This window comes from Actinoallomurus oryzae, assembly GCF_039541955.1.
Classification (GTDB): Bacteria; Actinomycetota; Actinomycetes; order Streptosporangiales; family Streptosporangiaceae; genus Actinoallomurus; species Actinoallomurus oryzae.
Genome location: NZ_BAABHF010000021.1, coordinates 45,901 through 69,499, shown reverse-complemented (window position 1 = coordinate 69,499; position 23,599 = coordinate 45,901). Strand labels below are relative to the sequence as shown.

The following is a 23,599-nucleotide window of genomic DNA, read 5'->3' as shown; positions in this document are numbered from 1 at the left end:
GTCAGTCCTCCAGGGAGAGCTCGGTGCCCCGGCCGGTCAGCCGGTAGAAGACGAGCAGGACCGCGCCGACGGCCAGCCAGATGATCCCGCCGATCTTGGCGCGCGTGTCGGCGTTGACCAGGACGTAGCCGATGATCAAGAAGCCGACGGCGGGGGCGACCAGGTGCAGGTGCCAGCGGCGGCTCTTGTTCCTGAGCACGAAGTGCACGAACACGGAGACGTGCAGCAGCAGGAAGGAGAACAGCGCGCCGAAGTTGACCAGCGACGACAGCAGGTCCACCTGACCCACGAACGTCAGCCCGAGAATCAGCGACAGCCCCGAAACGAACAGGATGGCGCGCTCGGGGATCTTCCTCGTGGGGTGGACGTGCGCGAGGAAGGCGGGCAGCTTGCGGTCGCGCGCCATGCTGTAGAGCAGGCGCGAGGTGGCGGCCTGCGCGACGAGGGAGTTGGCGACGCCCGCGGCCAGCGCCGAGGCGACCGCGACGGTCGTCTTGAGCCAGGCGCCACTCGCCGTCTTGGCGATGTCGTAGAACGCGGTGTTGGTCGGGTCGCCGTCGGCGAACGAGGTCTGGTGCGGCACCAGCAGGCACGCCACGTACGTCTGGACGATGAACAGCAAGGCCACCGCGCACAGCGACAGCACCGTGGCCCGGCCGACGAGCCGCCGGTCGCCGTCCTTGACCTCCTCCGACAGCGTCGAGATGCCGTCGAAGCCGAGGAAGCTCAGCACCGCGATGGACAGCGCCCCGAAGATCAGGCCGGGCGTGACGAGGTGCGGCTTGAGCAGCGGATCGAACGAGAAGTGCGCGCCGTTCTTGTTCGCCGCGACCGCCGCGATGCCGAATGCCACGAAGAGCGCCAGCACGATCATCTCCAGCAGCAGGAACAGCCGGTTGAGCCGCGCCGTCGACTCGATGCCGAGGTAGTTGACGACCGTGTTGACCAGGACGAACGCCACGATCCAGATCCATTGCGGCACGCCCGGCAGCAGCGAGGTCAGCGCCGCGGCGCTGACGACGTACAGCAGGGTGGGGACCAGCAGGTAGTCGAGCAGGATCGCCCAGCCGGCCAGGAAGCCGACCTTGTCGTTGATGCCGCGGCCCGCGTAGGAGTACACCGAGCCCGCGATCGGGAAGGCCCGCGACATCTCGCGGTAGCTCAGTGCGGTGAACAGCATCGCGACGAGCCCGATGATGTACGTGAGCGGCACCATGCCCTTGGCGCCGTTGAAGACCACGCCGAAGATGGCGAACGGCGCGATCGGAACCATGAACACCAGGCCGTAGATCATCAGGTCGGCCAGGCTGAGGGAGCGTTTCAGCTCCTGCTCGTACCCGAAAGAGCGGAGGGTCTCTGAGGACATGGGGCGGGGGCCTCTCGGTCGTGCCGCTCGCGCGGCTCGTCGGGCTCAGTCGTGCTGGTCGAGGAAGGCGGCGACGGCCTTGAGACAGGCGTCCTTCTCCTCCACGTGCGGCATGTGGCTGGAATCTTCGAAGATCTGCCATCGGACGTCGGCGATGCCGTCGGCGTACGGCCGGACGACCTCGGGAGTGGCTTCGTCATACCCTCCGGAGATCAGCAGGGTGGGCACGGCGATGCGGTCCAGCCGGTCGATGATGGTCCAGTCCTTCAGCGTCCCGACCACGTGGAACTCACTCGGCCCGTTCATCGTGTGGTAGACGGTCGGGTCCTCGTCCATCGCCGCGAATGTCCGCGCGACCTCCTCGGGCCAGGGAATGCGGCAGACGTGGCGGTCGTAGAAGACGCGGGTGGCCCGGGTGTACTCCTCCGAGTCGGTGGTGCCGGCCTCCTCGTGGCGGAGCAGCGTCGCCTGCACGTCGGCCGGGAGCCGTCCGCGCAGCTCGCCGGCCGCGGCGAGCCACAGCTCCATCGACGCCGGCGAGTCCGCGATGACCAGCGACCGCAGTCCAGCGGGCCTGGTCACGGCGTGCTCGGCGCCGAGCATGCCGCCCCACGACTGGCCCAGCACGTGGTAGCGGTCACCGATGCCCAGATGAGCGATGAGGTTGTCCAGCTCCTTCACGAACAGCTCGACGGTCCAGAAGTCGGCGCCCTTGTCGCGCAGGTGCGTGGACCGGCCGTTGCCGAGTTGGTCGTAGTGGACGACCGCCCGTCCGGTGCCGGCCAGCTCGGTCAGGGAGTCGAGATAGTCGTGCGTGCAGCCGGGCCCGCCGTGCAGGACCACGAGGGGCGCCTTGTCCGCGTGCGGGTCCCCGGTCACGCGGTACCACGTCCGGTAGCCGCGGAAGTCGGCGTATCCCTCGTCCACCGGCAGACCCTCCTAGAGTTGGGGATCACGTTCAACGCAGCATAAGAGGGTAAAGGTCTAGATTCCAGACCTTTACGTGGGTAACTTTCGGGGTGCGCATTGGCCGAGGAACCGCCATCGCTGGGCCCGCTACGGGCCGCGACGACCGGGGAGCAGGTCGCCCACCGCCTGTCGACGGCCATCGCGCTCGGCGAGTTCAGCCTGGGCGACCGGCTCCCCAGCGAGCGCGAGCTGGCGGCCCTGTTCGAGGTGAGCCGCGAGAGCGTACGCGCCGCCCTGCGGCGGCTGGCCGAGGCCGGGCTGATCGAGGTGCGAAGGGGCCGGGGCGGCGGCGCGTTCGTCCGCGCCGAATGGGCCGAGACGAGCGAGAACTCGGTACGGGAGGCGCTGCTCGCGCAGTGGGAGGACTTCGAGGCCCTGTTCGACTACCGGCGGTTGATCGAGAGCCTGATCGCCCGCACCGCCGCCCAGCGCGCCGACGACGCCGACCGCGCGGCCATCCGCGCGGCGCTGACCGCCTTTGATGCGTCGGCGAACCCGGCCGAGGCCCGGCGCCACGACACCGAGCTGCACCTGGTGATCGCCCGCGCGACGCACAACGCACGCCTCGTACGTCTGCACCAGCTCCTGCTGTCGGAGGTGAGCCTGGGAGTGTCGGAGGAGCCGTACACCTGGGAGATCTACGAAGAGGCCAGACCGCACCACCGCGGCCTGGCCGAGGCGGTGCTCGCCGGCGACGCGGAACGCGCCGCCGGGATCGCCGGCGAACACTTCGCCATCACCGAGAACGCCCTGCGGCGTCTGGTCGCGCGGATCGGCCGCGACCGGTCGTGAAGCCCGGACCGCCCGCCAGGAGGGCCGGGGCAGGGATCCCGGGCGGTCTCTGAGAGACCCGCGGGCGTACTTCGCCCGCCACGGGTATGTAGGCGACATGCCGATCCTCGTTGGCACGTCCGGCTGGCAGTACAAGGACTGGCGGGGGCTGCTGTATCCGCCCGGTCTGGCGCAGAACCGCTGGCTGGAGACCTACGCCGCCGGGTTCGGCACGGTGGAGAACAACAACGCCTTCTACCGGCTGCCCGCCCCTGAGCTGTTCGAACGGTGGCGCGGCCGGACTCCCGAGGGGTTCGTGATGGCGGTCAAGGCCTCGCGCTACCTCACCCACATCAAGCGGCTCGTCGACCCGGAGGAACCCGTCGCGCGCCTGATGAACTCCGTGCGCGGCCTCGGCGACCGGCTCGGGCCGATCCTGGTCCAGCTCCCGCCCACGCTGCGGGCCGAGCCCGAGCGGCTCGACCGCTGCCTGCGGGCGTTCCCGGCGGGCGTACGGGTCGCGGTCGAGCCGCGTCACGACTCCTGGTGGACCGACGAGGTACGGGACCTGCTGACGAAGCGCGGCGCCGCCCTCTGTTGGGCCGACCGGCTCGGCCGGCCGCTCACGCCGCTGTGGCGGACGGCCGGCTGGGGGTACGTGCGGTTCCACGAGGGGGCGGCGAGGCCGTGGCCGAGCTACGGCGACCAGGCGCTGCGCGCCTGGGCCGGGCGCATCGCCGACGCGTGGCCGGACGACGCCTACGTCTACTTCAACAACGACCCCGGCGGTGCGGCCGTACGCGACGCCATCCGGTTCGGGCGGCTCGCGGGCCGGGCCGGGCTCCCGGTGAGCCGCACGCCCGACCCCGTCCCGGCGGAACTCTGATCAGGCCATGGCCTCTCGGAAGCGCGCGGCGAGGTCGAGCATCCGTGGCAGGTCCGCGGTCGTCTGCTGGAAGTCGGCGAAGACCTCGTGCGCGCCGGTCGACCGGGCGTACTCGGCGATCTGCTCGATGGTGCCGGCCCGCGGCACGAGGTCGGCGGCGGCCGGCTCGTCGGTGATCCGCGGGTTCATGCGGAGCATCATCCGCAGCGAGTCCGGGTCGCGGCCGGCGTCCTCGGCCACGCGGCGTACGGCGTCCCACATCGGGGTCAGCACCGGGAGCGGCACGCCCACGGCCAGCCAGCCGTCGGCGCGGCGGCCGATGCGGTCGAGCGCCGCCGAAGAGTACCCGCCCAGGTAGATCGGCGGGCGGGGGCGCTGGACCGGCTTCGGCTCGATGCGCGACGCCGGCACGGAGAAGGACCCGCTCTCGTACGTGACGGGGTCGTCCGCCCAGATCCGCTCCAGGACGTCGATGATCTCCTCCAGCCGCGCTCCGCGCCCGGCCCACGGCACGCCCGCCGCCGCGTACTCGTCCGAGGACCAGCCCAGGCCGAGGCCCACGTCGAGGCGGCCCTCGCTGAGCACGTCGAGGCTCGTGAGGGTCCGCGCGAGCAGCACCGGGGAGTACCAGGGAGCGTTCAGCGTGCTGGTGCCGAGCCGGACGCGCTCGGTGACCGCGGCGGCGGCGGTGAGCACGGTCAGCGGGTCGAGGAAGGTGGTGTACTCGGCCGGCATCCGCCCGTCGGCGGTGCCGGGGTAGCGGTCGCGCGGGTTCACCGGGTCGAGGATCCGGTCGCCGGTCCACAGGCCGTCGAAGCCGAGATCCTCGGCGGCCCGGGCCACCTCGATGACCGCCTCGCGCCGCGCGAACGCCCCGTACTGGCTCAGTGCCAGACCCACCCGCACCCTGGTCTCCTTCCCTCGCGGAACCGATGATCAACCTAGTGCGGCGGGTCCGTTCGCGTGAATTCGGGAATATCAGTCATAGGGGACAACAAGGGGGAACCATGTCGCACCACGACGGCCACGCGCACGGGCCGGACTGCGGCCACGTGGCGGTCCCGCACGGCGACCACGTCGACTACGCCCACGAGGGTCACCTGGACGCCATGCGCGAGGGGCACTGCGAGGAGTGCGAGCCCAGCGGCCACAGCGAGCACGACCACCACGAGCACCAGCACCGGGAGGGCTGCGGGCACGTCGCCGTCCCGCACGGCGACCACGTCGACTACATCCACGACGGGCACCGGCACGCCGCGCACAGCGGTCACTGGGACGAGCACTGACCCGGCGCGAGCGCCCGTGCCGGCGCCCGACGCCGGCACGGACGTCAAACCAGCTCGATCATCGACGGTCCAGAACTTGACGCGAGCACGATCTGATCGTGACCGATGTCCGGGCATACCGGGTTCATCACACCCACCACCGCCCGCTCGGAGCGGTGACCGTACCTAGGAGTGCCACGATGGGATTCTCGCGTTCGCGCCGTCCGATTCTGCCGCTCGTCGTCCTGGCCATGACGGCCGCCCTCGCGTACGCCGCGGGCAAGCGCCAGTCCACGAACGCCAAGTCCGGCGGCCGGATCAAGGCCACGAAGCGCCGCGCCCGCAAGGCCCGCTCGCGCGCCTGAGCGGCTGAGCGACCGCCCGGGAACCCCGTCCGTCCGCGTTCAGGGCCGCCAGCCGGGGTCACGCCCGGCGAGACCCAGCGCACGGTCGGTGGGCGAGGCCGACGCGGAAACCGGTACCTCCGGTCCGAACGCCCCGTACCGGCGGCCCATGTCCGCCATCGACGACACCTGGCCGAACAGCGCCTCGGCCAGGTCGTCGTCGGGGGCGTACTCCTGGCCGGTCGCCTTGGCCAGGTCCCAGCCGTGCAGCAGGAACTCGGCGAACACCAGCCCGCCGATCGTCTCGGCGGGCATCTGCATCTCTCCGGACAGCGTGGCGGTGCCCTCCCAGGCGGCCGGCTCGGACCAGGCCTCGGCGGTCGCGCGGGTCCGTTCGGTGAGGCGCTCCGCCCAGCCGGACTCCGGCCGGAAGTCCTCGTCGGGGGCGCCGGTGCTCGGCCGCTTGAGCGCCGCCCCGCGCGCGGGTTCCGTCATCCAGCCCGACAGGTGGCCGAGCAGGGTGCGCACGTCGAACTCCGGGCACGGTGTGGGCCGGTCCATCATCTCCGGCCCGATCCCCCGGAGCACCGCGTTCGCCGTCTCGACGGCACGGACCATCAGCGGCCGCAGCTCCATGACCTCTCTCCTCCGATCTCACGGTCGGCGATGACCAGGTACGCCACCGTAGTGGCGCTCCGGCGGGCCGGTCTTGAACAAATGCGACACTGCTCCCATGGCCGAAGGGGCGTACGGCGGCGGGCGCGGCATCCTGCGGCGCCGCACGGCGCTCGAACGCTTCGCGATCGAGCGGCGGACGCCCTCGCCGGACCTGGTGGCGGTCGCCGACTACCTCTGGATCCTCACCTGGGACCTGCGGGAACGCGAGCCCCACCGGCAACGGGTCCTCACCCGCCCGGCGGTCAACCTCACCTTCACGACCGGAGGGAGGGCGCGGGTCGTCGGGGTCGTCCGCGACGTGTTCAGCGAGACGATCGCGGGCCAGGGGCGTGTCGTCGGGGTCTGCTTCCGGCCGGGCGGGTTCCGGCCCTTCCTCGACGGGCCGGTGTCCGGCCTCACCGACCGGTTCACACCGGTCGAGGAGATCTTCGGCCCCTCCGCGCGCGCCGCCGCGGACGCGATCATCGCCGAGCCCGGCCGGGACCGGGCCGTCGCGATGGCCGAGGATCTGCTGCGGGCCCGCCTGCCGGAACGGCCGGACCCGATGATCGCCGAGGTCGCCGCCATCGTGGACCGCATCGCCGCCGATCCCGCCCTGCTGCGTGTGGACGACCTGGCGGCGGCCCTGGGAATCGGGGCCCGGCGGCTCCAGCGGATCTTCGCCGAGTACGTCGGTGTCGGCCCGAAATGGGTGATCCGGCGGCACCGGATGCAGGAGGCGGCCGAGCGGGCGGCGGCCGGACCCGGCGTCGACTGGGCCGCGCTGGCCGCCGAACTGGGCTACGCCGACCAGTCCCATTTCACCCGCGACTTCACCCGCACGCTGGGCATCTCCCCCGCCCAGTACGCTCGTAAGCGCTGACCGCAGCGGTGGCGTACCGGAGCGGCGGCCTCACATACCATGAAAACCGACCGAATCCGGTAGGAGGATCTTCCAGGTGAGCCCCGCTAGTGCACCCCGCCGCGCACTGCTGTTGGAGAACATTCATCCCGACGCGGTCGCCGGGCTGGAGAAGAACGGCTACGCCGTCGAGACCGTCGCTCGCGCGCTCGACGAGGACGAGCTGATCGCCCGCATCGCCGGTGTCGAGCTGCTCGGCATCCGCTCCAAGACGACCGTCACCGACGCCGTGCTGGCCGCCGCGCCCGACCTGCTCGCGGTCGGCGCGTTCTGCATCGGCACGAACCAGATCGATCTGGCGTCCGCCTCCGAGCGCGGCGTCGCCGTCTTCAACGCCCCGTTCTCCAACACCCGCAGCGTGGTCGAGCTGGTCATCGCCGAGATCATCGCGCTGACCCGCCGCCTCGTCGACAAGAACACCGGGATGCACGCCGGCGTGTGGGACAAGTCCGCCGAGGGCAGCCACGAGGTACGCGGGCGGCGCCTGGGCATCATCGGGTACGGCAACATCGGCAGCCAGCTCTCGGTGCTCGCCGAGAACCTCGGCATGTCCGTGTTCTTCTACGACACCGCCGACAAGCTCGCCCTGGGCAACGCGCGCCGCTGCTCCAGCATGGAGGAGCTGCTCGCCACGGTCGACGTCGTGACGCTCCACGTCGACGGCCGGCCGGGCAACAGCGGCCTGTTCGGCGAGGCCGAGTTCGCGCGGATGCGCCCCGGCAGCCTGTTCCTCAACCTCTCGCGCGGCTTCGTCGTCGACCACCAGGCGCTGCGGAGCCACATCGAGTCCGGGCACCTGGCGGGCGCGGCCATCGACGTGTTCCCCAACGAGCCCAGGGCGCGCGGCGACGAGTTCGTCTCCGAGCTGCGCGGGCTGCCCAACGTGATCATGACCCCGCACATCGGCGGGTCGACCGAAGAGGCGCAGCAGGACATCGGCCAGTTCGTGGCCGGCAAGCTGCACGACTTCGTCTCCACCGGCAACACCTCGCTCAGCGTGAACCTGCCGCCGGTCTCGCTGACCTCGCAGGACGGCGGGCACCGCCTGACCCACCTGCACCGCAACACGCCCGGCGTGCTGGCGACGATCAACAGCGTGCTCGCCGACCACGAGGTCAACATCGAGGGCCAACTGCTCGGCACCCGCGGCGACCTCGGGTACGTGATCACCGACATCGGCAGCCAGTACACCTCCGACGTCATCGGCCAGCTCCGCGACCTGCCCACCACGGTCCGGCTGCGGCTGCTGTCCTGAGGTCCTGCTGACCCGGCTGCGCCCGGCCGGGTCAGCCATCACCGTCAGTCGGCGAGGTTGAGGGTGGGGGCCGACCTGAGTTCGGCCTCCTCCGCCTCCACGGCGGCGTTGACCTCGGCGCCGGAGACCGCGAGCCGCACCGCGACGTAGTAGACGACCAGCGCCCAGACCCCGACGATCACGACGTCCCACCAGTTGGGGATCGTGTTGCTGCCGCCGTACCGGCCGAGGGCGCCGATGATGACCATCACGCCGAACCACGGCCAGATCCAGGACGAGGACTTCACGTTGAGCGGCACGCGCTCGCCGGCGGGCAGCCTCAGCCGGTTGAGCGCGAAGATGACCAGGCCCAGGAGAGACGCCACTCCGAGCTTCCACTCGGCCTGGAAGGTCGACCAGTAGATGATGAGGTTGGCCGCGACGAACGAGACCGGCGCGAGCACCTTGAAGGCGGGCAGGCGGTACGGCCGGGGCCGGTCCGGGTCGCGCAGGCGCAGCGCGGTGATGGCGATCGGCGCGAACGCGTACATGATCGCGGTGGCCTCGGTGACCAGGGCGACGAGCTTGCTCCAGCTCGGGAACGGCAGGAAGCAGAGCTCGCCGACGACGAACGCGATGATGATCGAGACGAGCGGCACGCCCTTCTTGCTGACCTGGGCGACCTGCCTGGGCAGCGCCTTCTCCCGGCCCAGGGCGTAGGACAGGCGGGAGGAGGTCGCGATGTAGACCAGGCCGGTGCCCGCCGGCGAGATCACGGCGTCGGCGTAGAGCATCCACGCCAGCCAGGCGACGCCGGCTCCGGTCGCGAGCGTGGCGTACGGGCCGAAGTCGCCCTTGCCGATCGGGTTGGCCCAGCCGTGCGCGAGGTTGGCCGGGTCGAGGGCGCCGATGAAGGTGATCTCCAGCAGGATGTAGACGATCGTGCCGATCGCGGTGGCGGTGATGACCGCGCGGGAGACGTCCCGCTGCGGGTTCTTGGCCTCACCGGCGAGCTGGATCGCCTGTTCGAAGCCCTGGAGGGCGAAGACCACACCGGCGGGTAGAGCGGCGAAGACGCCGTGCGCGCCGAACGGCGCGAACCCGCCGCCGGCCGAGAAGTTGCCGGCGTGGAACGTCAGCAGCAACAGGACGACGATCGTGAGCAGCGGGATCGCCGTCTTCCAGATCACCGTGATCGAGTTGGACTCCGACAGGAGCTTGACGCCGACGACGTTGATCACGATGAAGATCAGCATGAAGACGCTGGCGACGATCAGCCCGGTGCCGGTGAGGGTGCCGTCGGTGCGCAGCAGCGGGAAGTTCCGGTGGACCCAGCTGATGTGATCGGAGTACGACAGCGTCGCCTCGACCTCGATCGGGGCGAGTGACACCGCCTGAAGCCAGGCCATCCACCCCGCCGCGAAACCGGCCAGCGACCCGAAGGCGAAGGCCGGGAACCGCGCGGTGCCGCCCGCGACGGGGTAGGCCGCGCCGAGCTCGGCGTGCACCAGGGCGAGCAGCGACAGCATGATCGCGGCGAGCACCCAGGACAGCAGGGACGCGGGTCCGGCGAGCTTCGCCGCCGTCAGCGCGCCGAGCAGCCAACCCGACCCGATGATCGAACCCAGGGACACGAACATGAGTCCCCAAAATCCGACATCTCGGCGCAGATGTCTCCCCGAACCGACTGCACCGGTCGTGGTGGTCGCCATGCCGCCTCCGTAAGCAATGGTCTCTTCGAGTGTCGTCCACGAGGCGCTCACGGCCTCCTCCGGGCAGCCGCGACCGCTCGCCGCAGACAGGCGTGGACCGCGAGCGCTGGGGGGAGACTAGGCCCATCCGCACCGTCACGCAATGGATGAATCCGCTGGTCACGGCGGATTTCACCGTAACGAAACATTCCATAGTCATGTTCCAGCAAAGTCTCGGCAAAGGCGGGTTACGGCCGTCCCTGGCGGGCAGGGAAACCTGTTCGCACTGAGGCTGGAGATGCGTGCCGTTCGAACCTGTGTTCGATACAATCGAGACATGAAGCGGCGAACGTGCGATCAACCGGTCCAGGTCAAGATTCGCGGCGACAGTCCGGCCTGCTTCCGTCAGGACGACTGTGACTACGAGGTCATCACCTTCCTCAAGATGCTCGCCTTCCGCCGCCCGCAGGACGGCGTCGACACCCAGCTCTGGCAGGTGCGGGCCCGATCCTCCGACACCCCGGAGCGCACGTACGAACTCGAGTGCGACCACGGCCGCTGGCGCATGACGGCCTTCTGGTGCTGACCTCCGGCGGCTCGCCGGAGCAGACCGCACGGCCTGCGGGACCGGGGCGGCCCCGGCGATCCGTACGCGCCGGTGAGCTGCCCGGTTTCGCGGTCGGCCACGGGGATAGGCTCAGCGTGTGGTGAGCTCGACCGGCGGCGGTTCCATCGACAAGGCGCTCATGGTGCTCGAAGCACTCGCCGAGCACCGGCGGGTGACCGACATCGCGACCGGCACGGGGCTGCCCAAGTCGACGGTGCACCGCATCCTGCAGTCACTCGTCGGGTGGGGTTTCGCCCGCGCCGACGGGAGCGGCGGGTACGTACCGGGCCCACGCATCCTGACACTGGCCGGCAAGGTGATGAGCCGCTTCGACCCGGCGCAGCACGCCGACACGGCCCTGCAGCGCCTGCGCGACCGTACGGGCTTCACCGTGCACTTCGCGGTCCGCAGCGGCGACGAGGCCGTCTACGTACGCAAGGTCGAAGGCCTGCGCCCGTACCAGATGGCCTCACGGGTCGGCATGAGCATGCCGCTGCACTCCACCTCGATCGGCAAGGCGATCCTGGCCCAGCTGCGCGACGGGGAGGTCGCCTCGATCACCTCCCGCACCGGGCTCGGACGCCGCACCGACCACACGATCACCCAATCGCAAGCGCTGCTGGACCACCTGGCGGAGATACGCCGCCGGGGCTACGCGGTCGACGACGAGGAGAACGAGGCCGGCATCCGCTGCGTCGGCGCCCCGGTGTTCGACCACACGGGCACGGTGATGGGCGGCATCTCGATCTCGGGCCTGACGTTCGAGGTCGACCCGGACGACAAGCACCTCGCCGACGAGGTCGTCACCGCCGCCCGCGACGTCTCCCTGGCGCTGGGCGCCCCTCTGGACCACGCCCCGACGGACCTCGCCCGCACCGTCGATGGGATGGCCGTCACCGAAGCGTCCGTGACGGATCACTCATCGCCACGGACGCGCTGACTCGGTTCTCCAGGCGACGACCTACGAGTCGCGCAGGAGGGCGTCGATCTCCGCTGCCGTCGCCACCCGGCCGGTGCCGCCCTGGCCCGCCAGCGACACCGACGCCGCCGCGGTGCCCGCTCTCACCGCGTCCACCAGCGATGCCTTGGTGGCCAGGAGGGCCGTCACCACGCCGGCGAACGCGTCGCCCGCGCCCGTCGCGTCCACGATCACCTCGGCCGGTACGGCCGGCACCGTCGTACGGCCGGCCGCCGACGCCACGTGCACGCCGTCCGCGCCACGGGTCACCGCGGCCGCCTCCGCGCCCAGCCCCAGGCAGGCCTCGGCGGCCTCCCCCGGATCGGCGGTACCCAGCAGCGCCACGCTGTCCGCCGGGCAGGACGGGGTGATCAGTGCGGCGTGCGGAGCCACCTTCGCCAGGATCTCCCGCGCCGCCTCCGGCGTGGTCAGCCGGCCGCGGAAGTTCGGGTCGTAGACCACCGCGCCACGGGCCTCCTCCGCCGCGGCCACGACGGTGGCGGCGCAGGACTCCGACAGCGCCGCGGTGATGCCGGAGAGCAGCACCGCCCCGGCCGTCGCCACCGGTGCGGCGGCCACGTCCGCCGGGGACAGCCGTGACGCCGCGCTGCCCGACCGCATGTACGCGAAGGCCCGTTCGCCGACCGGGTCCGCACCGACGGCGTACGCGCCCGAATGGCCGGGCCCGCGCCACATCCAGCGCGTGTCGATCCCGTGCGCCGCGGCGAAGGCGATCAGGCGTTCGCCGAACTCGTCCTCTCCGGTCCGCGTGACCAGAGCGACGTGCGCCCCGGCCGCGGCGGCCGCGACCGCGGCGTTGAGCGCGTCACCGGAGAACGACAGGCGAAACGTATCCGCGCTGGTCAACGGCGTGGCCGCGGAGAACTCCACCAACGGCTCTCCGATGACGACCACATCCGGGTTCCCCTTCACGAGTCCTCCTTCGTCGGAAGAGTGACCAGGCGTGCGTGCTTTTTGGTTCGCTCGCTCCGCTCGTTCACGACAGCTCCTTCAGCAGCTCACGTACTGCCGCGGCCGGGTCGGGTGACTTGACCAGCTCCGAACCCACGCCCACCGCGTACGCGCCCGCGTCGAGGTAGGCGCGGACCTCGCTCAGGCCGATGCCGCCGGTCGGGACGATCCGCGCGCCCGGCAGGACGGCCAGGACCGAACGCAGGTACGCCGGGCCGCCGACGTGCGCGGGGAACAGCTTGGCGATGCCGCGCCCGGACGCCGCCGCGACCTCCCCCGGCGTGAACCCGCCCTCCAGGAACACCGTGCCCGTGCCGGCGGCGAACGCGCGGACGGCCTCGGCCGGGTACGGGCTGACGAGGAAGTCGGCACCCGCCTCGACCGCGCGGCGCGCGTCGGCCTCGGCGGTCACCGTGCCCGCGCCGAGAACCGCATCGGGGTACGCCCGCCGTACGTCGCGCAGCGCGTCCGCCCAGCCCGGCGTCGTGGCGGTGAGCTCGACGACGCCCAGGCCCGCGTCGAGGAGCGTCGAAGCCGCCCGCACGGCTCCCCCGGCGTCCGGGGTGCGGAGTACGGGCAGCAGACGCGCCTCCCCGATCGCCCGCTCGATCGCGGCTTGATCCATTCCGGCTCCCTTGTTCCGTCGTACGGGACGTCGTTCTACATTATGAGCGATGCCGGAACGGGCCGGGAAGCCGGGTACTTCCTTCCGATGCGGTGTGAGGTCGTCGATCTCGGGGCCGCCGGGGGAAGGTGAGGCTCCACGAGGGCGGTGTCGGCGTCCGGCTCCGCGCCGGACGCCGACACCGGTCAGGTCAGGCCGGTGACGTGCCGGCCCGGCCGAGATGGCGGACCAAGAACTCGCTGTCGACCCCGACCCAGCGCATGTTGCGATGAGTGCCGGGGTTGGCGAGCAACGTCTTGTCCTTTGCGGCGAAGGCGTCGAACAACGCGAGAACGGATCGGCGATCGACGTACTCTTCGTCCCACGGGAGCAGGAACTGGACCGGGACGGTGATCTGCCTGGCCGCCTCGATCAGGGCCTCGTGCGCGAAGAACCCGCCGCCGAAGATCGCGGCGGTGATCCTGGGTTCGATCGCCGTCAGCGGGATTCCGATCGCAGTGCCCAACGACATGCCGCCCCCGTAGCCGATCGGCGCTTCGGCGCCGATCTCGGGCAGTTCTTGAAGGGCGTCCAGGGTCGCCTGCCATTCCGGTACGGCACGCTCCGCCAGGGAGGTGCTGTAGCGGACGCTGATCGACTCGAAACGTTCGAGCTCGCCCGACTCCATCGCCTGCCGCATCTCGGCACGGGCCTGATCGTCCTCCGCCGTGCGCGGGCGGTCGCCGTGCCCCGGCGCATCGATGGCGACCACGGTGACACCCCACCTGGTCACGCTGTCGTGGGCACGAGCCATGAGACCCGGCGTCTTCTTGTGGAGGCCGCCACCGTGACCCATCAGCACCAGCGGGGAATGATCGGAGCCGGAGGCGGGCGACCAGAGCACGCCGGTGACCTCGCCCACGATGAAGTCGCGTTCGAGAACGCCGGTCGAGGACGTCTCCGCGGTGAAACGCAAAGAATGCAAAGGTGTTGCCTTTCGGGAGTGCCTTGTCATCGAGGCGCTCCCGGCGACCCCTACGTCAATCGCCCGACCGTGACGACGAGGGGAGCACCCACGTGTGTCCAGCGTTCATGGGTCTCACCTCCTCGCGCGATGTCACAGCCGCCGGAAGGTTACCAGCCCGGACGCCGCCCCGCCCACCCGCTTTCCCGCCGACGAGCCCGCGAGGGCGCCCAGTCCCGCGCGTCCGAACGCTGGAGAGCGTCCGGTCACCCGCGTCAGCGGCGGCGGAGGAGTACGGCGGTGAGGATCGCGCGCAGGTCCGGGGGGATCTCCGAGCACAGCAGCACGGCCATGTCGTTGCCCGGCCGTGAGGACGACAGTCCCAGCCGCACACCGCGTGCGTCGAGCAGTTCGGCGCCGTTCTCGACGGCGCGGACGCTTCCGACCAGAAGCGTGCCCTGCCGGACGATGATCCGGTCGTCGCCGTACGGCCGGAACGTGTAGCGCACCTCGGTCTCACCGCGCCGGATCTGCACCTGGGTCCGTGAGATCCGGGCGCGCCAGAGGGTGACCCCGGCGGCGTCCTTCAGGCGTACGCCGTCGCGGTAGTTCCGGACGACGGCCAGGAGCCGGCCGTTCCGCGTGTAGCGCCCGGCCTTCCCGGAGATCGTGGTCTTCCGTCCACTGAGCCGGCTGGTGATCGTCGCGACGCCGTTGCGCCAGACGACGGCCATCATCGAGCTGGTGGGCCGTCCTGTCACCCGCAGGAACGCGGGCATCGCCACGGTGCTCGACTGCGAGGGGGCGACGGACGCCGAGGTGGGCACCTGATCGCCCCTGCCACATCCGGCGACCCCGACCAGCGCCACCATCACCAGCAGCAGCCTCTTCACCCGCGCCTCCCGAACCACGAACCGGGCGCACGGCGCCTGGCGGATCGCCCGACGGCGCGCCCCGCACACGCACCCGGCGACCCGCGTCACCGTTACTCGTATGGTGCGTAACGGTAGCGGATTAGAGCATTCCCGGCGGTGCACTCCGTGACTCTCGGAAATACTTTTTGTAATCGCGCCTGGTTAGGAATGAGACCGGCGGTTTTCCAGCGAGCGGGCGGCGGCCCAATCGCCGATGCGCCCCATGAGCGCACGGGTCATGGCGCCCTCCGCATGCCCGAAGCCGGGCTCGACCCACAGCTCGCGCGGCTCGCCTGCGGCATCGTACAACTGCTCTGCGTGTTCGACCGGAAGAAAAGGGTCACTGTCACCGTGAACCACCAGGAGCGGCACGGGAGAAATGCGTCCCGCGACCGCGTACGGCGCCTCGGGCTCCCGCACCCAGCCCCGTGGGGTGATGCGCGTTCGCCGGGCCAGGCGCACGGCCACGCGGCCGCTGCGGCGTTCGATCGCCCAGTGCGCCCGGCGCATCGGCCTGGTGTCACGGTAGTACCAGCGGGCGGGCGCGCTGACCGAAACGACAGCGTCCACGCCGCCGAGCAGCGCCGCGTGCCGAATGACGATCATGCCGCCCATCGAGAAGCCGACCAGCGCCACGCGTTCGTACCCGAGGTGACGCGCGTGGCGTACGGCGGCGTCGACGTCGAGGATCTCGCGGTCGCCGGCGGTCGACAGGCCGCCGGACCTGCCGTGCCCGCGAAGGTCGATGGCGATCACGCCGGCGACGCGGTTCAGTGCGGCGGCGATGCGGCGGGGAGCCGGCAGGCGCCGATTGCCGGTGAAGCCGTGCGCGAGCACCACGCACAGGCCGTCCGCGCCGGGCAGGTGCCCGGCGTCGATGCGCACGCCGTCCATGGAGTAGAGGGTCAAGGGCTGGACGATCATGCCCTCCATGGTGCCGTCGGCCCCGCGGCGGCGCGCTCGCGGGCCCTCGGCGCGGCCCTTCAACGGCTGATGTAGTCGACCAGTTGCTCGCGCTCGCTCTCCAGCTCGGCGATCGCGGACTTGACCACGTCACCGATGCTGACGATGCCGGCGAGACGCCCGTCGCGGACCACCGGCAGGTGGCGGATGCGGTGTTCGGTCATGGTCGCGCGCAGGTCTTCGACGTTGTCGCCGGGCGCGCAGGTACGTACGGTCGCCGTCATGATCGATGAGACCGGCTGGTCGAGCAGTGCGGCCCCGCGCTCACCCAGCCGGCGGACGATGTCGCGCTCGGAGACGATGCCCTCGATCGTGGTGCCGTCCGTGGAGACGACGACGGCACCGATGTTGCGCTCGGAGAGCAGGGTGAGCAGGTGACGGACGTCCGCCTCCGGCTCGATCGTCACGACTTCTCCGCCCTTCCTCCGGAGAACTTCCGAGATGCGCATGGGGCCCTCCCAACTCGCTGTGACCGGCATCACTACGTTAACCATCCCCGGTCCGTGAGCAAAGGCCATGAGTCAGAACCGTGGTCACTCAGTGCGGTCGAGCGGTGGTCACTCAGCGCGGTCGCTGGCCGATGAGGTGCCCGTACACGATCGTGTTGCCCTCGTAGTTGTGGCCGTTGAAGTCGCCGCCGCAGGTGATGAGCCGGATGCCCGCGAAGCGGACCTCGCCGTAGACCCGCTTGGTCGGGAAGTGCTTCTTGGAGACGTTCTCCACGGAGTCCACCGAGAACGCCGCGACCTTCCCGTCCTTGCGCGTGACGTCGACGATGTCGCCGGGCCGCAGCTTGCCGAGCTTGAAGAAGACGGCCGGCCCCTTCTTGGTGTCGACGTGCCCCACGATCACGGCAGGACCGCGCTCCCCCGGTGTCGGCCCCTTGTCGTACCAACTCGCGAGCTGCGCCTCGGACAGAGGCGGCACGGCGATGGTGCCGTCGTGCTGGAGCCCGAGGGACAGCAGCTTCGAGTGGACGCCGATCCGCGGAATGTCGACGTGGACCGGAGTGGAGGCCGCCAGGACGGGTCCCGATGACGGGGTCGCGGCCTGGGGCCGGGCCGCCTCCGGAGCAGGCCGCGGCGGCCCGGAGTTCTGACAGGCGTCGAACCCCAGGACCGCCGAGCCCGCCGCGATCAGGGCGGCGGCCGTCCCGGTGAGGAGACGGCCGCCACGCGGTCGTGCCGATGAGTCAGGAACGGGCACTGGCCTGAAGGCGCCGGCGGGCCAGCGGGAGGAGCCCCGCACCGCCGAGCAGCAGAGACATCCCCGCGACACCCAGCGGGACGTTCGTCCCCTGCGTGCCGCCGAAGCCCGTGCGCACCGCCCCCATGGGAACGTAGCGCCGCGGAGCGGGAGCAGCCGGAGCCGGAGCCGGTCGCGACACCCTCACATGCCCGCCACCCGCACAGCATGCGCTCGTGTGCTCGGAGGCGAAGTCACCGCCGCCGGGGCCCTCGTCGTCATCGTCGTCGTCCCCGGCCTCCTCACCACAGCCGTGAGCGAAGCCGCCGATGTTGCCACCGATGCCACAGAGGCCACGCGGGCCGGTGTGGCGCGTACGGTGGAAGCCGCCGATCTCGGCGTCGTCGCCGCCGCCGTCGTCGTCGCCCTCATCGTCGTCGTCATCGTCACCCTTGGGAAGCGCCACCTGGTGCATCCCGTTGTGGAGCACACCCTGGTGGTGCGCCCCGAAACCCGTCTGGTTGTGCACTGCCCCGATCATGTCGGCCGTTGACGCCAGGGCAAGCGCGGGTGAGGCCAAGCCGATGGTCAGTGCGGCCGCTGAAGCGGTTGTCAGGGTCAGAGTCTTGACCCTCATGGGTCCCCCCTTGATGTCAGCGGCAGCCCGGACTCCTCCCGGCTGCCGGCATCGCCACCAGCCCCCTCATTCCCGCAATGCGGGCAGTACGACCAAGATCACTATCCTCTTGAGCTAATGATTACGGTGCAGATCATGCGGCTTAGGAGAACGGCCGATTTCGTCCGTCACGAGCAGTGGAATGGTGCTTCTTGTCCGGCTTTGTAGGTCGCTAAGGCAGGTCGTCGCACAAAGGGTCGTTGTGGCGTGGTAGACGACGAGACGAGGGCGTCAGAGCCGCTTTCGGCGGTTCACTTTTGCGACACCACCCGACATCCTGCCGCGTACGGGCACCGGGCACGCGACGCCCACGCCGGACACCGCGACGGGCCGGCAATGGACGTCGCGCCGCATGGCGAACAGACGTCGCCTATCACCATGAAAACGCTCGACCCGCGGCGAAGGGCGAATCATCTTCTTATCGGTCGATCGCCGCATGAAGCCGCTCAGCCCGGCTCGAAAGCGTATCTCCGCCCGAAAATACGCTGGAGATAATTGACGAACCGGGCATGTCGGCAGAGGTCCGCTCAGATTGCACCATGGGGGTGCGGCTGGGAACGGTGGGAACCACGGGAACCGCGCCAAACCGTACGGCGCGAAACTCCGGGAGGGGATCCGCCGCCTCTCACCGGCAGGCGCCGCATCGGCCGGCGGCGCGCCCGGTCCTGCCGGGCGTGCATACGGTGCTCCAGGCGGAGCTGGTCCGTCAGCCGGTCCAGGTGGGCCAGCAGCTCGCCGCGCAGCGACCACTCGCCGGAGTCGCCCGCGGGCATCCTCAGCAGCTCCTCGGCCAGCAGGTCGCGATGGTGCTCGGCCCGGCCCAGGCTCCGGCGGAGCTCACCGTCCGCGGGGCCCGTGTCGCCGGCCACCTCGGACCTGATCACGCGCCCGTACACCCGCATGGCGGCGGCGAGGTCCTCCAGCATGCCCACGAGGTGCTCCTGGGCGGCCCGCCCGAACGTCGGGTCGTCGCGCTCGCGCGTGCTGTCGGCGATGACGCGCGCCAGGACGCGGATGTTGATCCAGAGGTGCTCCAGGGAGTCCAGTCCCGTACGGAGCACGAGGGACGCGTGGGGGAACCCGGTCGCGCGCGGGTTGAGCCGGATGCTGTCCTCGGCGTCGCCGAGGGCGCGGTCGACCCGGCCCAGCTCTTTGCCGAGCGTACGCGCTTGGTGCAGCCAGCCGACGGCCTCCTCGTGGGAGGGCGCGTGGCGCAGCCCGTCGGCCATCTCCTGGAGCAGCCGGCCCATCTCCAGGCCGACGTCCTCGATCGCCTCTTCGGCGGGCTGGACGCGCACCGGCGAAAGGATCAGGCCGGCCCCCAGCCCCACGGCGGCCCCGACCAGGGTCTCCACGACCCGGTCGGTGGCGTTGACGCCGGTCGGCAGGGACAGGATCAGCATCGCGCTGATCGGCACCTCGAGGATGTGCTCGCCGAGGCGTAGCACGTGGCCGAGGACGAGCGCCGCCCCGATGGCCAGGCCAAGGGTCCACCAGGTGAAGCCGAGGACCATGGCGAGGACTACGGCGAGCAGGACGCCTCCGACCACGCTGCCGATCCGCTGGACCGCGCTGCGCATCGTCCGGTACAGGCTGACCTGGAGGACCAGCAGGGCGGTCAGCGGCGCGAGAGTCGGCTTGGTGGTCGTGCCGGGCAACAGCAGAGCGATCAGGTACGCGGCCGTGGCGGTCGCCGTCAGCCGCCCGATCAGCGCGGCCGTCGGCTGGGCACGACGACGGATGAGGTTGAAGGGCTCGGCGACTCGGAAGGGGACAGGCTGAAGCGTCATAAGGCATCAGGAGGGAGTCGAGAGGGAGGCAGACCGGCCCAGCGGGCCACCCAGAGTCCAATCACCTGACGCGGCACGACTATTCCCCGGATCGCCGCCTTCGGCGAAACAGTCTCCGGGGACTGCAGATGATCTCTCAGGCGACGCGTTCGAAGACGGCCGCCAGGCCCTGGCCGCCGCCGATGCACATCGTCTCCAGGCCGTATCGCGCCTCGCGACGGCGCAGTTCGTACAGCAGCGTGGCGAGGATGCGGGCGCCGGTCGCGCCGACCGGGTGGCCGAGGGAGATGCCCGAGCCGTTGACGTTGAAGCGGTCGAGGTCGGGCAGCTTCCACTCGCGCAGGACGCCGAGGACCTGGGCGGCGAACGCCTCGTTCAGCTCGATCAGGTCCATGTCGTCCAGGCTCAGCCCCGCGCGGCGCAGCGCCTCGGCGGTCGCCGGCACCGGGCCGAGGCCCATGAGGTGGGGCGGCACGCCGGCCACCGCCCAGGACACGAGCCGCGCCTGGGGCGTAAGGCCGAGTGCGTCCGCCTTCTCGCGCGTGGTGACGAGGCAGACGGCCGCGCCGTCGTTCTGGCCGCTGGAGTTGCCCGCCGTGACGGTCGCGCCGTCAATCTTCATCACCGTCCGCAGGCCGGCGAGACGCTCCAGGGAGGTGTCCGCGCGTGGGTGCTCGTCGCGGTCGATCATCTGGGTGCCCTTGCGGTCGGTCACCTCGACCGGCACGATCTCGTCGGCGAACCGGCCCTCCTCCTGGGCCGCGACCGCCCGCCGGTGCGACCGCAGGGCCAGTTCGTCCTGCTCCTCACGGCCGATGTCGTACCGCGCGCGGACGTTCTCCGCCGTCTCGAGCATGCCGCCGGGCACGGGGTGGTGCCGGCCGCCGGCGGTGACGCGGGCGCGCGCCAGCCGGTCGACGAACTTGATCTCCGCGCCGGGGCGGCCCCAGCGCAGGTCGTCGGCGTAGTACTCCACGCCGCTCATGCTCTCGGCCCCGCCCGCGACGATCGCGTCGCTCGCGCCGCTGCCCACCTGCATCACCGCGTTGATCACCGCCTGCAGCCCGGAGCCGCACCGGCGGTCGATCTGGTAGCCGCCGACCTCCACCGGCAGCCCGGCGTCGAGCGCGGCGACCCGGCCGATCGCGGGGCTCTCGCCGTTCGGGTAGCCGTGCCCGAGGATGACGTCGCTGATCTCGCCCGGTTCGATCCCCGTACGCTCGACCAGGGCGCGGATCACCGTGGCGGCCAGCTCGGCGGCCCCGACGTCGCGCAGCGCGCCGCCGTAGCGGCCGACCGGTGTACGGACAGGGGAACAGACGACAACATCGCGCATGATTCGCACCCTAAGGGACATCTGCCGGTACGCCTCGGCTGCCCCTTCCGTCTAGTGAAAGGCCGGCAGGCCGGCACGGGCCGCGGCGATGGCGTTCTCCAGGCACCGCCGTTCGCTGGCCGCGCGGTCTCCGGCCGAAGGCTGTTCTTCGGTGTACTGCATACGCAGGACGACATTGCGGTAGCGGACCGTCGCCTCGCCCACCGCGACGTGCACGTCCCGGTCGATCCAGTAGCGCTCGAACGCCGCGTCGCCGAGCCCGCCGATGCGGCGCAGCGAGCGGGTGTCGGGGGTCAGGTCCTTGACGGCCTGCTTCCACTGGGCCTCGTACGACCAGACGGTCATGCCGGTCGCCTGACCGTGCATGTACTTGGGCAGGAAGGCACGGGCGTCGACCTGGACGGCGCGGTAGCGGTGCCCCTGCGACAGGGAGTACTTGCAGACGCTGGCGGTCTCGGCGCCCATCTTGTCGACGGTGGGGCTGTCGGTGGGCACGAACCGGCGTACGGTCGCGGGCTGGAGGACGTCGCAGGCGTTCGGGATCGTCGCGAACACCGGCGCCTGGGAGGGTCGCGCCGTCGCCGAGACGCTCGACCGCGCCGGCGGCCGGTCGACCATCGTCGACCCGGCCTTGGGACGCGCGCCGTCGCGGGCGAACGCGAACACCCCCACGGCGGCCACGGCCACCGCGGCGGCCACGGCGAGGATCGCGCCGATGACGCCCGACCGGCGCGCCTTCGCCTTGGGCGCGTCCGGCGGGGAGTACACCCGGTGGAAGGGCTCCGGTAGGCGCGGCAGACCCAATCCTTCTCCCCAATCCCCGGCCGCGCGGCCGGGACGATCGCTCGTTGAGAAGGTAACCGGCGGACGGTCCCGGATACCAGGGCCGGTTTCGGTCGATGTCGGTGGTGCCGCCGGTCTGTGACGGGAGGCCATGCCGCTCCTTGTTCCTCCGGGGGGTGGGGTCGTGTCGATTGTCGGTCCCCAGGGCGACAATGCGAATGTGCTGTTGACGGACATCGCCGAGACCTCAGGCGCGGTCGCCGCGACGTCGGCGCGTCTCGCCAAGCGCGAGCTGCTCGCCGACCGGCTCCGCCGCGCGGCGCCGGACGAGGTGGCCATCGCGGTCGCCTACCTGTCCGGTGAGCTGCCCCAACGCCAGATCGGCGTCGGCTGGGCGGCCCTTCGCGAGCGGCCCTCTCCGGCCGCGGAGGCGACCCTCACCCTGGCCGAGGTGGACGCCGCCTTCACCACGATCGGCCGGGTCTCGGGTAAGGGTTCCGTGGCCACACGGAAAGCCCTTCTGGCCGAGCTGTTCGCCCGCGCGACGGCCGACGAGCACGGTTTCCTGCTCCGGCTGCTCTCGGGCGAGCTGCGCCAGGGCGCGCTCGACGGGGTCATGGCCGACGCGATCGCCGCCGCGGCCGGGGTGCCCGCCGCGGAGGTCCGGCGCGCGGTGATGTTCCGCGGCTCGCTGGGCGCGGTGGCCGAGGCGGCGCTCACGTCGGGCCGCGAGGGGCTGCGCGCCTTCGGGCTGGAGGTCGGCCGCCCGGTCAAGCCGATGCTCGCCGCCAGCGCCCCGTCGGTCGAGGCCGCGATGGAGAAGGTCAGCCCGGCGGCGGTCGAGTGGAAGCTCGACGGCATCCGCGTGCAGGCCCACGTCCGCGACGGCGAGGTGCGCCTGTTCACCCGCACGCTCGACGACATCACCGCCCGGCTGCCGGAGGCGGTGGAGGCGATCGGCGCCCTGCCCGTACGCTCCGCGGTGTTCGACGGCGAGCTGATCGCGCTGCGCGACGACGGGCGGCCGCACCCGTTCCAGGTGACGTCGGCGCGGGTGGCCCGCCGCGGCCCCGGGCAGGAGGTGCCGCTGTCGGTGTTCCTGTTCGACGTGCTGCACGCCGACGGCGCCGATCTCATCGACCGGCCCGGCGCCGAACGGAGCGAGCGGCTGGCGGCGCTCGTCCCGGAGCCGCTGCGCATGCCGCGCCTGGTGACCGGCTCGGTGGAGGAGGCGACCGCGTTCTTCCGTGACGCACTCGCGCACGGCCACGAGGGCGTGCTGGTCAAGTCGCTCGACACGCCCTACACCGCGGGCCGCCGGGGAGCCGGCTGGATCAAGGTCAAGCCCCGGCACACGCTCGACCTGGTCGTGCTGGCGGTCGAGTGGGGCCACGGACGACGGCGAGGCGTCCTGTCCAACCTGCACCTCGGCGCCCGCGACCCCGAGTCGGGCGGTTTCGTCATGCTGGGCAAGACGTTCAAGGGCCTGACCGACGAGATGCTCCGCTGGCAGACCGAGCGCCTCCTGGCCCTGGAGGAGCGGCGCGACGAGTGGACGGTGTACGTCCGGCCGGAGCTGGTCGTGGAGATCGCCTTCGACGGCGTCCAGCGCAGCCCCCGCTACCCGGGCGGCCTGGCCCTGCGCTTCGCCCGCGTGCTCCGCCACCGCCCGGACAAGACCGCCGACGAGGCCGACACGATCGACAGCGTCCGCGCCACCGCCGCCTTCTGACCACCACGGC

26 protein-coding genes are annotated in these 23,599 nt (G+C 71.3%); 10 read left to right on the top strand and 16 right to left on the bottom strand.

The window, feature by feature from the left end; all coding sequences use genetic code 11:
• Position 1: 1 nt before the first annotated feature.
• Together ABEA10_RS18660 and ABEA10_RS18655 are read right to left on the bottom strand one after the other, a co-directional pair.
• Positions 2–1,366, bottom strand: coding sequence for an APC family permease (locus ABEA10_RS18660; protein WP_345465316.1), 1,365 nt, complete (start codon positions 1,364–1,366; stop codon positions 2–4).
• A 45-nt stretch (positions 1,367–1,411) separates the two neighbouring features.
• The gene (locus ABEA10_RS18655) at positions 1,412–2,293 is read right to left on the bottom strand and encodes a proline iminopeptidase-family hydrolase (RefSeq protein ID WP_345465314.1); all 882 of its coding nucleotides are present in this window, start codon (positions 2,291–2,293) and stop codon (positions 1,412–1,414) included.
• 99 nt (positions 2,294–2,392) lie between these two features.
• Between ABEA10_RS18655 and ABEA10_RS18650 the strand changes: the two genes are divergently transcribed.
• Together ABEA10_RS18650 and ABEA10_RS18645 are read left to right on the top strand one after the other, a co-directional pair.
• Positions 2,393–3,127, top strand: coding sequence for a FadR/GntR family transcriptional regulator (locus tag ABEA10_RS18650; RefSeq protein WP_345465312.1), 735 nt, complete (start codon positions 2,393–2,395; stop codon positions 3,125–3,127).
• A 97-nt stretch (positions 3,128–3,224) separates the two neighbouring features.
• Positions 3,225–3,992, top strand: coding sequence for a DUF72 domain-containing protein (locus ABEA10_RS18645; RefSeq protein WP_345465311.1), 768 nt, complete (start codon positions 3,225–3,227; stop codon positions 3,990–3,992).
• Here the strand turns inward: ABEA10_RS18645 and ABEA10_RS18640 are convergent, their stop codons facing one another.
• Entirely contained in the window at positions 3,993–4,892 is a 900-nt protein-coding gene (locus ABEA10_RS18640; RefSeq protein ID WP_345465309.1) for a TIGR03619 family F420-dependent LLM class oxidoreductase, read from the bottom strand. It abuts the gene before it with no gap.
• A 107-nt stretch (positions 4,893–4,999) separates the two neighbouring features.
• Between ABEA10_RS18640 and ABEA10_RS18635 the strand changes: the two genes are divergently transcribed.
• Together ABEA10_RS18635 and ABEA10_RS18630 are read left to right on the top strand one after the other, a co-directional pair.
• Positions 5,000–5,278: a hypothetical protein gene (locus ABEA10_RS18635; protein WP_345465307.1), complete on the top strand. Its 279-nt coding sequence runs from the start codon at positions 5,000–5,002 to the stop codon at positions 5,276–5,278.
• 179 nt (positions 5,279–5,457) lie between these two features.
• Positions 5,458–5,622, top strand: a complete 165-nt coding sequence (locus ABEA10_RS18630; protein WP_345465305.1) for a hypothetical protein — start codon at positions 5,458–5,460, stop codon at positions 5,620–5,622.
• 39 nt (positions 5,623–5,661) lie between these two features.
• On the opposite strand, the gene ABEA10_RS18625 is transcribed toward ABEA10_RS18630, so the two are convergent.
• Positions 5,662–6,237 carry a TIGR03086 family metal-binding protein gene (locus tag ABEA10_RS18625; protein WP_345465303.1) on the bottom strand — a complete coding sequence of 192 codons (576 nt, stop codon included), beginning with the start codon at positions 6,235–6,237 and terminating at the stop codon, positions 5,662–5,664.
• A gap of 97 nt (positions 6,238–6,334) precedes the next feature.
• Here ABEA10_RS18625 and ABEA10_RS18620 point away from each other — a divergent pair, with 97 nt between their 5' ends.
• Both ABEA10_RS18620 and serA read left to right on the top strand, forming a co-directional pair.
• A complete protein-coding gene (locus ABEA10_RS18620) occupies positions 6,335–7,141 on the top strand; it encodes a helix-turn-helix domain-containing protein (protein WP_345465301.1) in 807 nt (268 codons plus the stop codon).
• Between the two features lie 76 nt (positions 7,142–7,217).
• Positions 7,218–8,435, top strand: coding sequence for a phosphoglycerate dehydrogenase (gene serA, locus ABEA10_RS18615; protein WP_345465299.1), 1,218 nt, complete (start codon positions 7,218–7,220; stop codon positions 8,433–8,435).
• Positions 8,436–8,479: 44 nt separating this feature from the next.
• Here serA and ABEA10_RS18610 read toward each other — a convergent pair whose 3' ends face one another.
• Positions 8,480–10,126, bottom strand: coding sequence for an APC family permease (locus tag ABEA10_RS18610; protein ID WP_345465297.1), 1,647 nt, complete (start codon positions 10,124–10,126; stop codon positions 8,480–8,482).
• Positions 10,127–10,442: 316 nt separating this feature from the next.
• Between ABEA10_RS18610 and ABEA10_RS18605 the strand changes: the two genes are divergently transcribed.
• Complete coding sequence (locus ABEA10_RS18605) at positions 10,443–10,691, top strand: hypothetical protein (RefSeq protein ID WP_329253397.1); 249 nt, start codon at positions 10,443–10,445, stop codon at positions 10,689–10,691.
• Positions 10,692–10,809: 118 nt separating this feature from the next.
• Positions 10,810–11,652, top strand: a complete 843-nt coding sequence (locus ABEA10_RS18600; RefSeq protein WP_345465294.1) for an IclR family transcriptional regulator — start codon at positions 10,810–10,812, stop codon at positions 11,650–11,652.
• A gap of 21 nt (positions 11,653–11,673) precedes the next feature.
• Here the strand turns inward: ABEA10_RS18600 and ABEA10_RS18595 are convergent, their stop codons facing one another.
• The 8 genes from ABEA10_RS18595 to ABEA10_RS18560 form a co-directional block, all read right to left on the bottom strand.
• Complete coding sequence (locus tag ABEA10_RS18595) at positions 11,674–12,603, bottom strand: sugar kinase (protein WP_345465292.1); 930 nt, start codon at positions 12,601–12,603, stop codon at positions 11,674–11,676.
• 64 nt (positions 12,604–12,667) lie between these two features.
• Entirely contained in the window at positions 12,668–13,267 is a 600-nt protein-coding gene (locus ABEA10_RS18590; protein WP_345465290.1) for a bifunctional 4-hydroxy-2-oxoglutarate aldolase/2-dehydro-3-deoxy-phosphogluconate aldolase, read from the bottom strand.
• 190 nt (positions 13,268–13,457) lie between these two features.
• Complete coding sequence (locus ABEA10_RS18585; protein ID WP_345465288.1) at positions 13,458–14,231, bottom strand: dienelactone hydrolase family protein; 774 nt, start codon at positions 14,229–14,231, stop codon at positions 13,458–13,460.
• Between the two features lie 254 nt (positions 14,232–14,485).
• The gene (locus tag ABEA10_RS18580; RefSeq protein WP_345465286.1) at positions 14,486–15,103 is read right to left on the bottom strand and encodes a hypothetical protein; all 618 of its coding nucleotides are present in this window, start codon (positions 15,101–15,103) and stop codon (positions 14,486–14,488) included.
• 183 nt (positions 15,104–15,286) lie between these two features.
• Entirely contained in the window at positions 15,287–16,048 is a 762-nt protein-coding gene (locus tag ABEA10_RS18575; RefSeq protein ID WP_345465284.1) for an alpha/beta hydrolase, read from the bottom strand.
• A gap of 59 nt (positions 16,049–16,107) precedes the next feature.
• On the bottom strand, positions 16,108–16,536 hold the full coding sequence (locus ABEA10_RS18570) for a CBS domain-containing protein (protein ID WP_345465282.1): 429 nt from the start codon (positions 16,534–16,536) through the stop codon (positions 16,108–16,110).
• Positions 16,537–16,648: 112 nt separating this feature from the next.
• On the bottom strand, positions 16,649–17,293 hold the full coding sequence (locus ABEA10_RS18565; RefSeq protein WP_345465280.1) for a class F sortase: 645 nt from the start codon (positions 17,291–17,293) through the stop codon (positions 16,649–16,651).
• Positions 17,280–17,411, bottom strand: coding sequence for a hypothetical protein (locus ABEA10_RS18560; RefSeq protein WP_345465278.1), 132 nt, complete (start codon positions 17,409–17,411; stop codon positions 17,280–17,282). The genes ABEA10_RS18565 and ABEA10_RS18560 overlap by 14 nt, the downstream gene beginning before the upstream one ends.
• 99 nt (positions 17,412–17,510) lie before the next feature.
• Here ABEA10_RS18560 and ABEA10_RS18555 point away from each other — a divergent pair, with 99 nt between their 5' ends.
• Positions 17,511–17,825, top strand: a complete 315-nt coding sequence (locus tag ABEA10_RS18555) for a hypothetical protein (RefSeq protein ID WP_345465277.1) — start codon at positions 17,511–17,513, stop codon at positions 17,823–17,825.
• Positions 17,826–18,475: 650 nt separating this feature from the next.
• Here ABEA10_RS18555 and ABEA10_RS18550 read toward each other — a convergent pair.
• The 3 genes from ABEA10_RS18550 to ABEA10_RS18540 form a co-directional block, all read right to left on the bottom strand.
• On the bottom strand, positions 18,476–19,738 hold the full coding sequence (locus ABEA10_RS18550) for an FUSC family protein (protein WP_345465275.1): 1,263 nt from the start codon (positions 19,736–19,738) through the stop codon (positions 18,476–18,478).
• A gap of 136 nt (positions 19,739–19,874) precedes the next feature.
• The gene (locus tag ABEA10_RS18545; RefSeq protein WP_345465273.1) at positions 19,875–21,074 is read right to left on the bottom strand and encodes an acetyl-CoA C-acetyltransferase; all 1,200 of its coding nucleotides are present in this window, start codon (positions 21,072–21,074) and stop codon (positions 19,875–19,877) included.
• Positions 21,075–21,125: 51 nt separating this feature from the next.
• Complete coding sequence (locus ABEA10_RS18540; protein WP_345465271.1) at positions 21,126–21,878, bottom strand: hypothetical protein; 753 nt, start codon at positions 21,876–21,878, stop codon at positions 21,126–21,128.
• 199 nt (positions 21,879–22,077) lie between these two features.
• On the opposite strand from ABEA10_RS18540, the gene ABEA10_RS18535 reads away from it, so the two are divergent.
• Positions 22,078–23,589, top strand: coding sequence for an ATP-dependent DNA ligase (locus ABEA10_RS18535; RefSeq protein ID WP_345465269.1), 1,512 nt, complete (start codon positions 22,078–22,080; stop codon positions 23,587–23,589).
• Positions 23,590–23,599: the final 10 nt, after the last annotated feature.

Bases quoted from the DNA above. Each gene is read 5' to 3' on its own strand.
- ABEA10_RS18610 (WP_345465297.1), bottom strand. From the start codon at position 10,126: ATGGCGACCACCACGACCGGTGCAGTCGGTTCGGGGAGACATCTGCGC.
- ABEA10_RS18645 (WP_345465311.1), top strand. From the start codon at position 3,225: ATGCCGATCCTCGTTGGCACGTCCGGCTGGCAGTACAAGGACTGGCGG.
- ABEA10_RS18625 (WP_345465303.1), bottom strand. From the start codon at position 6,237: ATGGAGCTGCGGCCGCTGATGGTCCGTGCCGTCGAGACGGCGAACGCG.
- ABEA10_RS18620 (WP_345465301.1), top strand. From the start codon at position 6,335: ATGGCCGAAGGGGCGTACGGCGGCGGGCGCGGCATCCTGCGGCGCCGC.
- ABEA10_RS18660 (WP_345465316.1), bottom strand. From the start codon at position 1,366: ATGTCCTCAGAGACCCTCCGCTCTTTCGGGTACGAGCAGGAGCTGAAA.
- ABEA10_RS18605 (WP_329253397.1), top strand. From the start codon at position 10,443: ATGAAGCGGCGAACGTGCGATCAACCGGTCCAGGTCAAGATTCGCGGC.
- ABEA10_RS18545 (WP_345465273.1), bottom strand. From the start codon at position 21,074: ATGCGCGATGTTGTCGTCTGTTCCCCTGTCCGTACACCGGTCGGCCGC.
- ABEA10_RS18630 (WP_345465305.1), top strand. From the start codon at position 5,458: ATGGGATTCTCGCGTTCGCGCCGTCCGATTCTGCCGCTCGTCGTCCTG.
- ABEA10_RS18575 (WP_345465284.1), bottom strand. From the start codon at position 16,048: ATGATCGTCCAGCCCTTGACCCTCTACTCCATGGACGGCGTGCGCATC.
- ABEA10_RS18635 (WP_345465307.1), top strand. From the start codon at position 5,000: ATGTCGCACCACGACGGCCACGCGCACGGGCCGGACTGCGGCCACGTG.
- ABEA10_RS18570 (WP_345465282.1), bottom strand. From the start codon at position 16,536: ATGCGCATCTCGGAAGTTCTCCGGAGGAAGGGCGGAGAAGTCGTGACG.
- ABEA10_RS18550 (WP_345465275.1), bottom strand. From the start codon at position 19,738: ATGACGCTTCAGCCTGTCCCCTTCCGAGTCGCCGAGCCCTTCAACCTC.
- ABEA10_RS18590 (WP_345465290.1), bottom strand. From the start codon at position 13,267: ATGGATCAAGCCGCGATCGAGCGGGCGATCGGGGAGGCGCGTCTGCTG.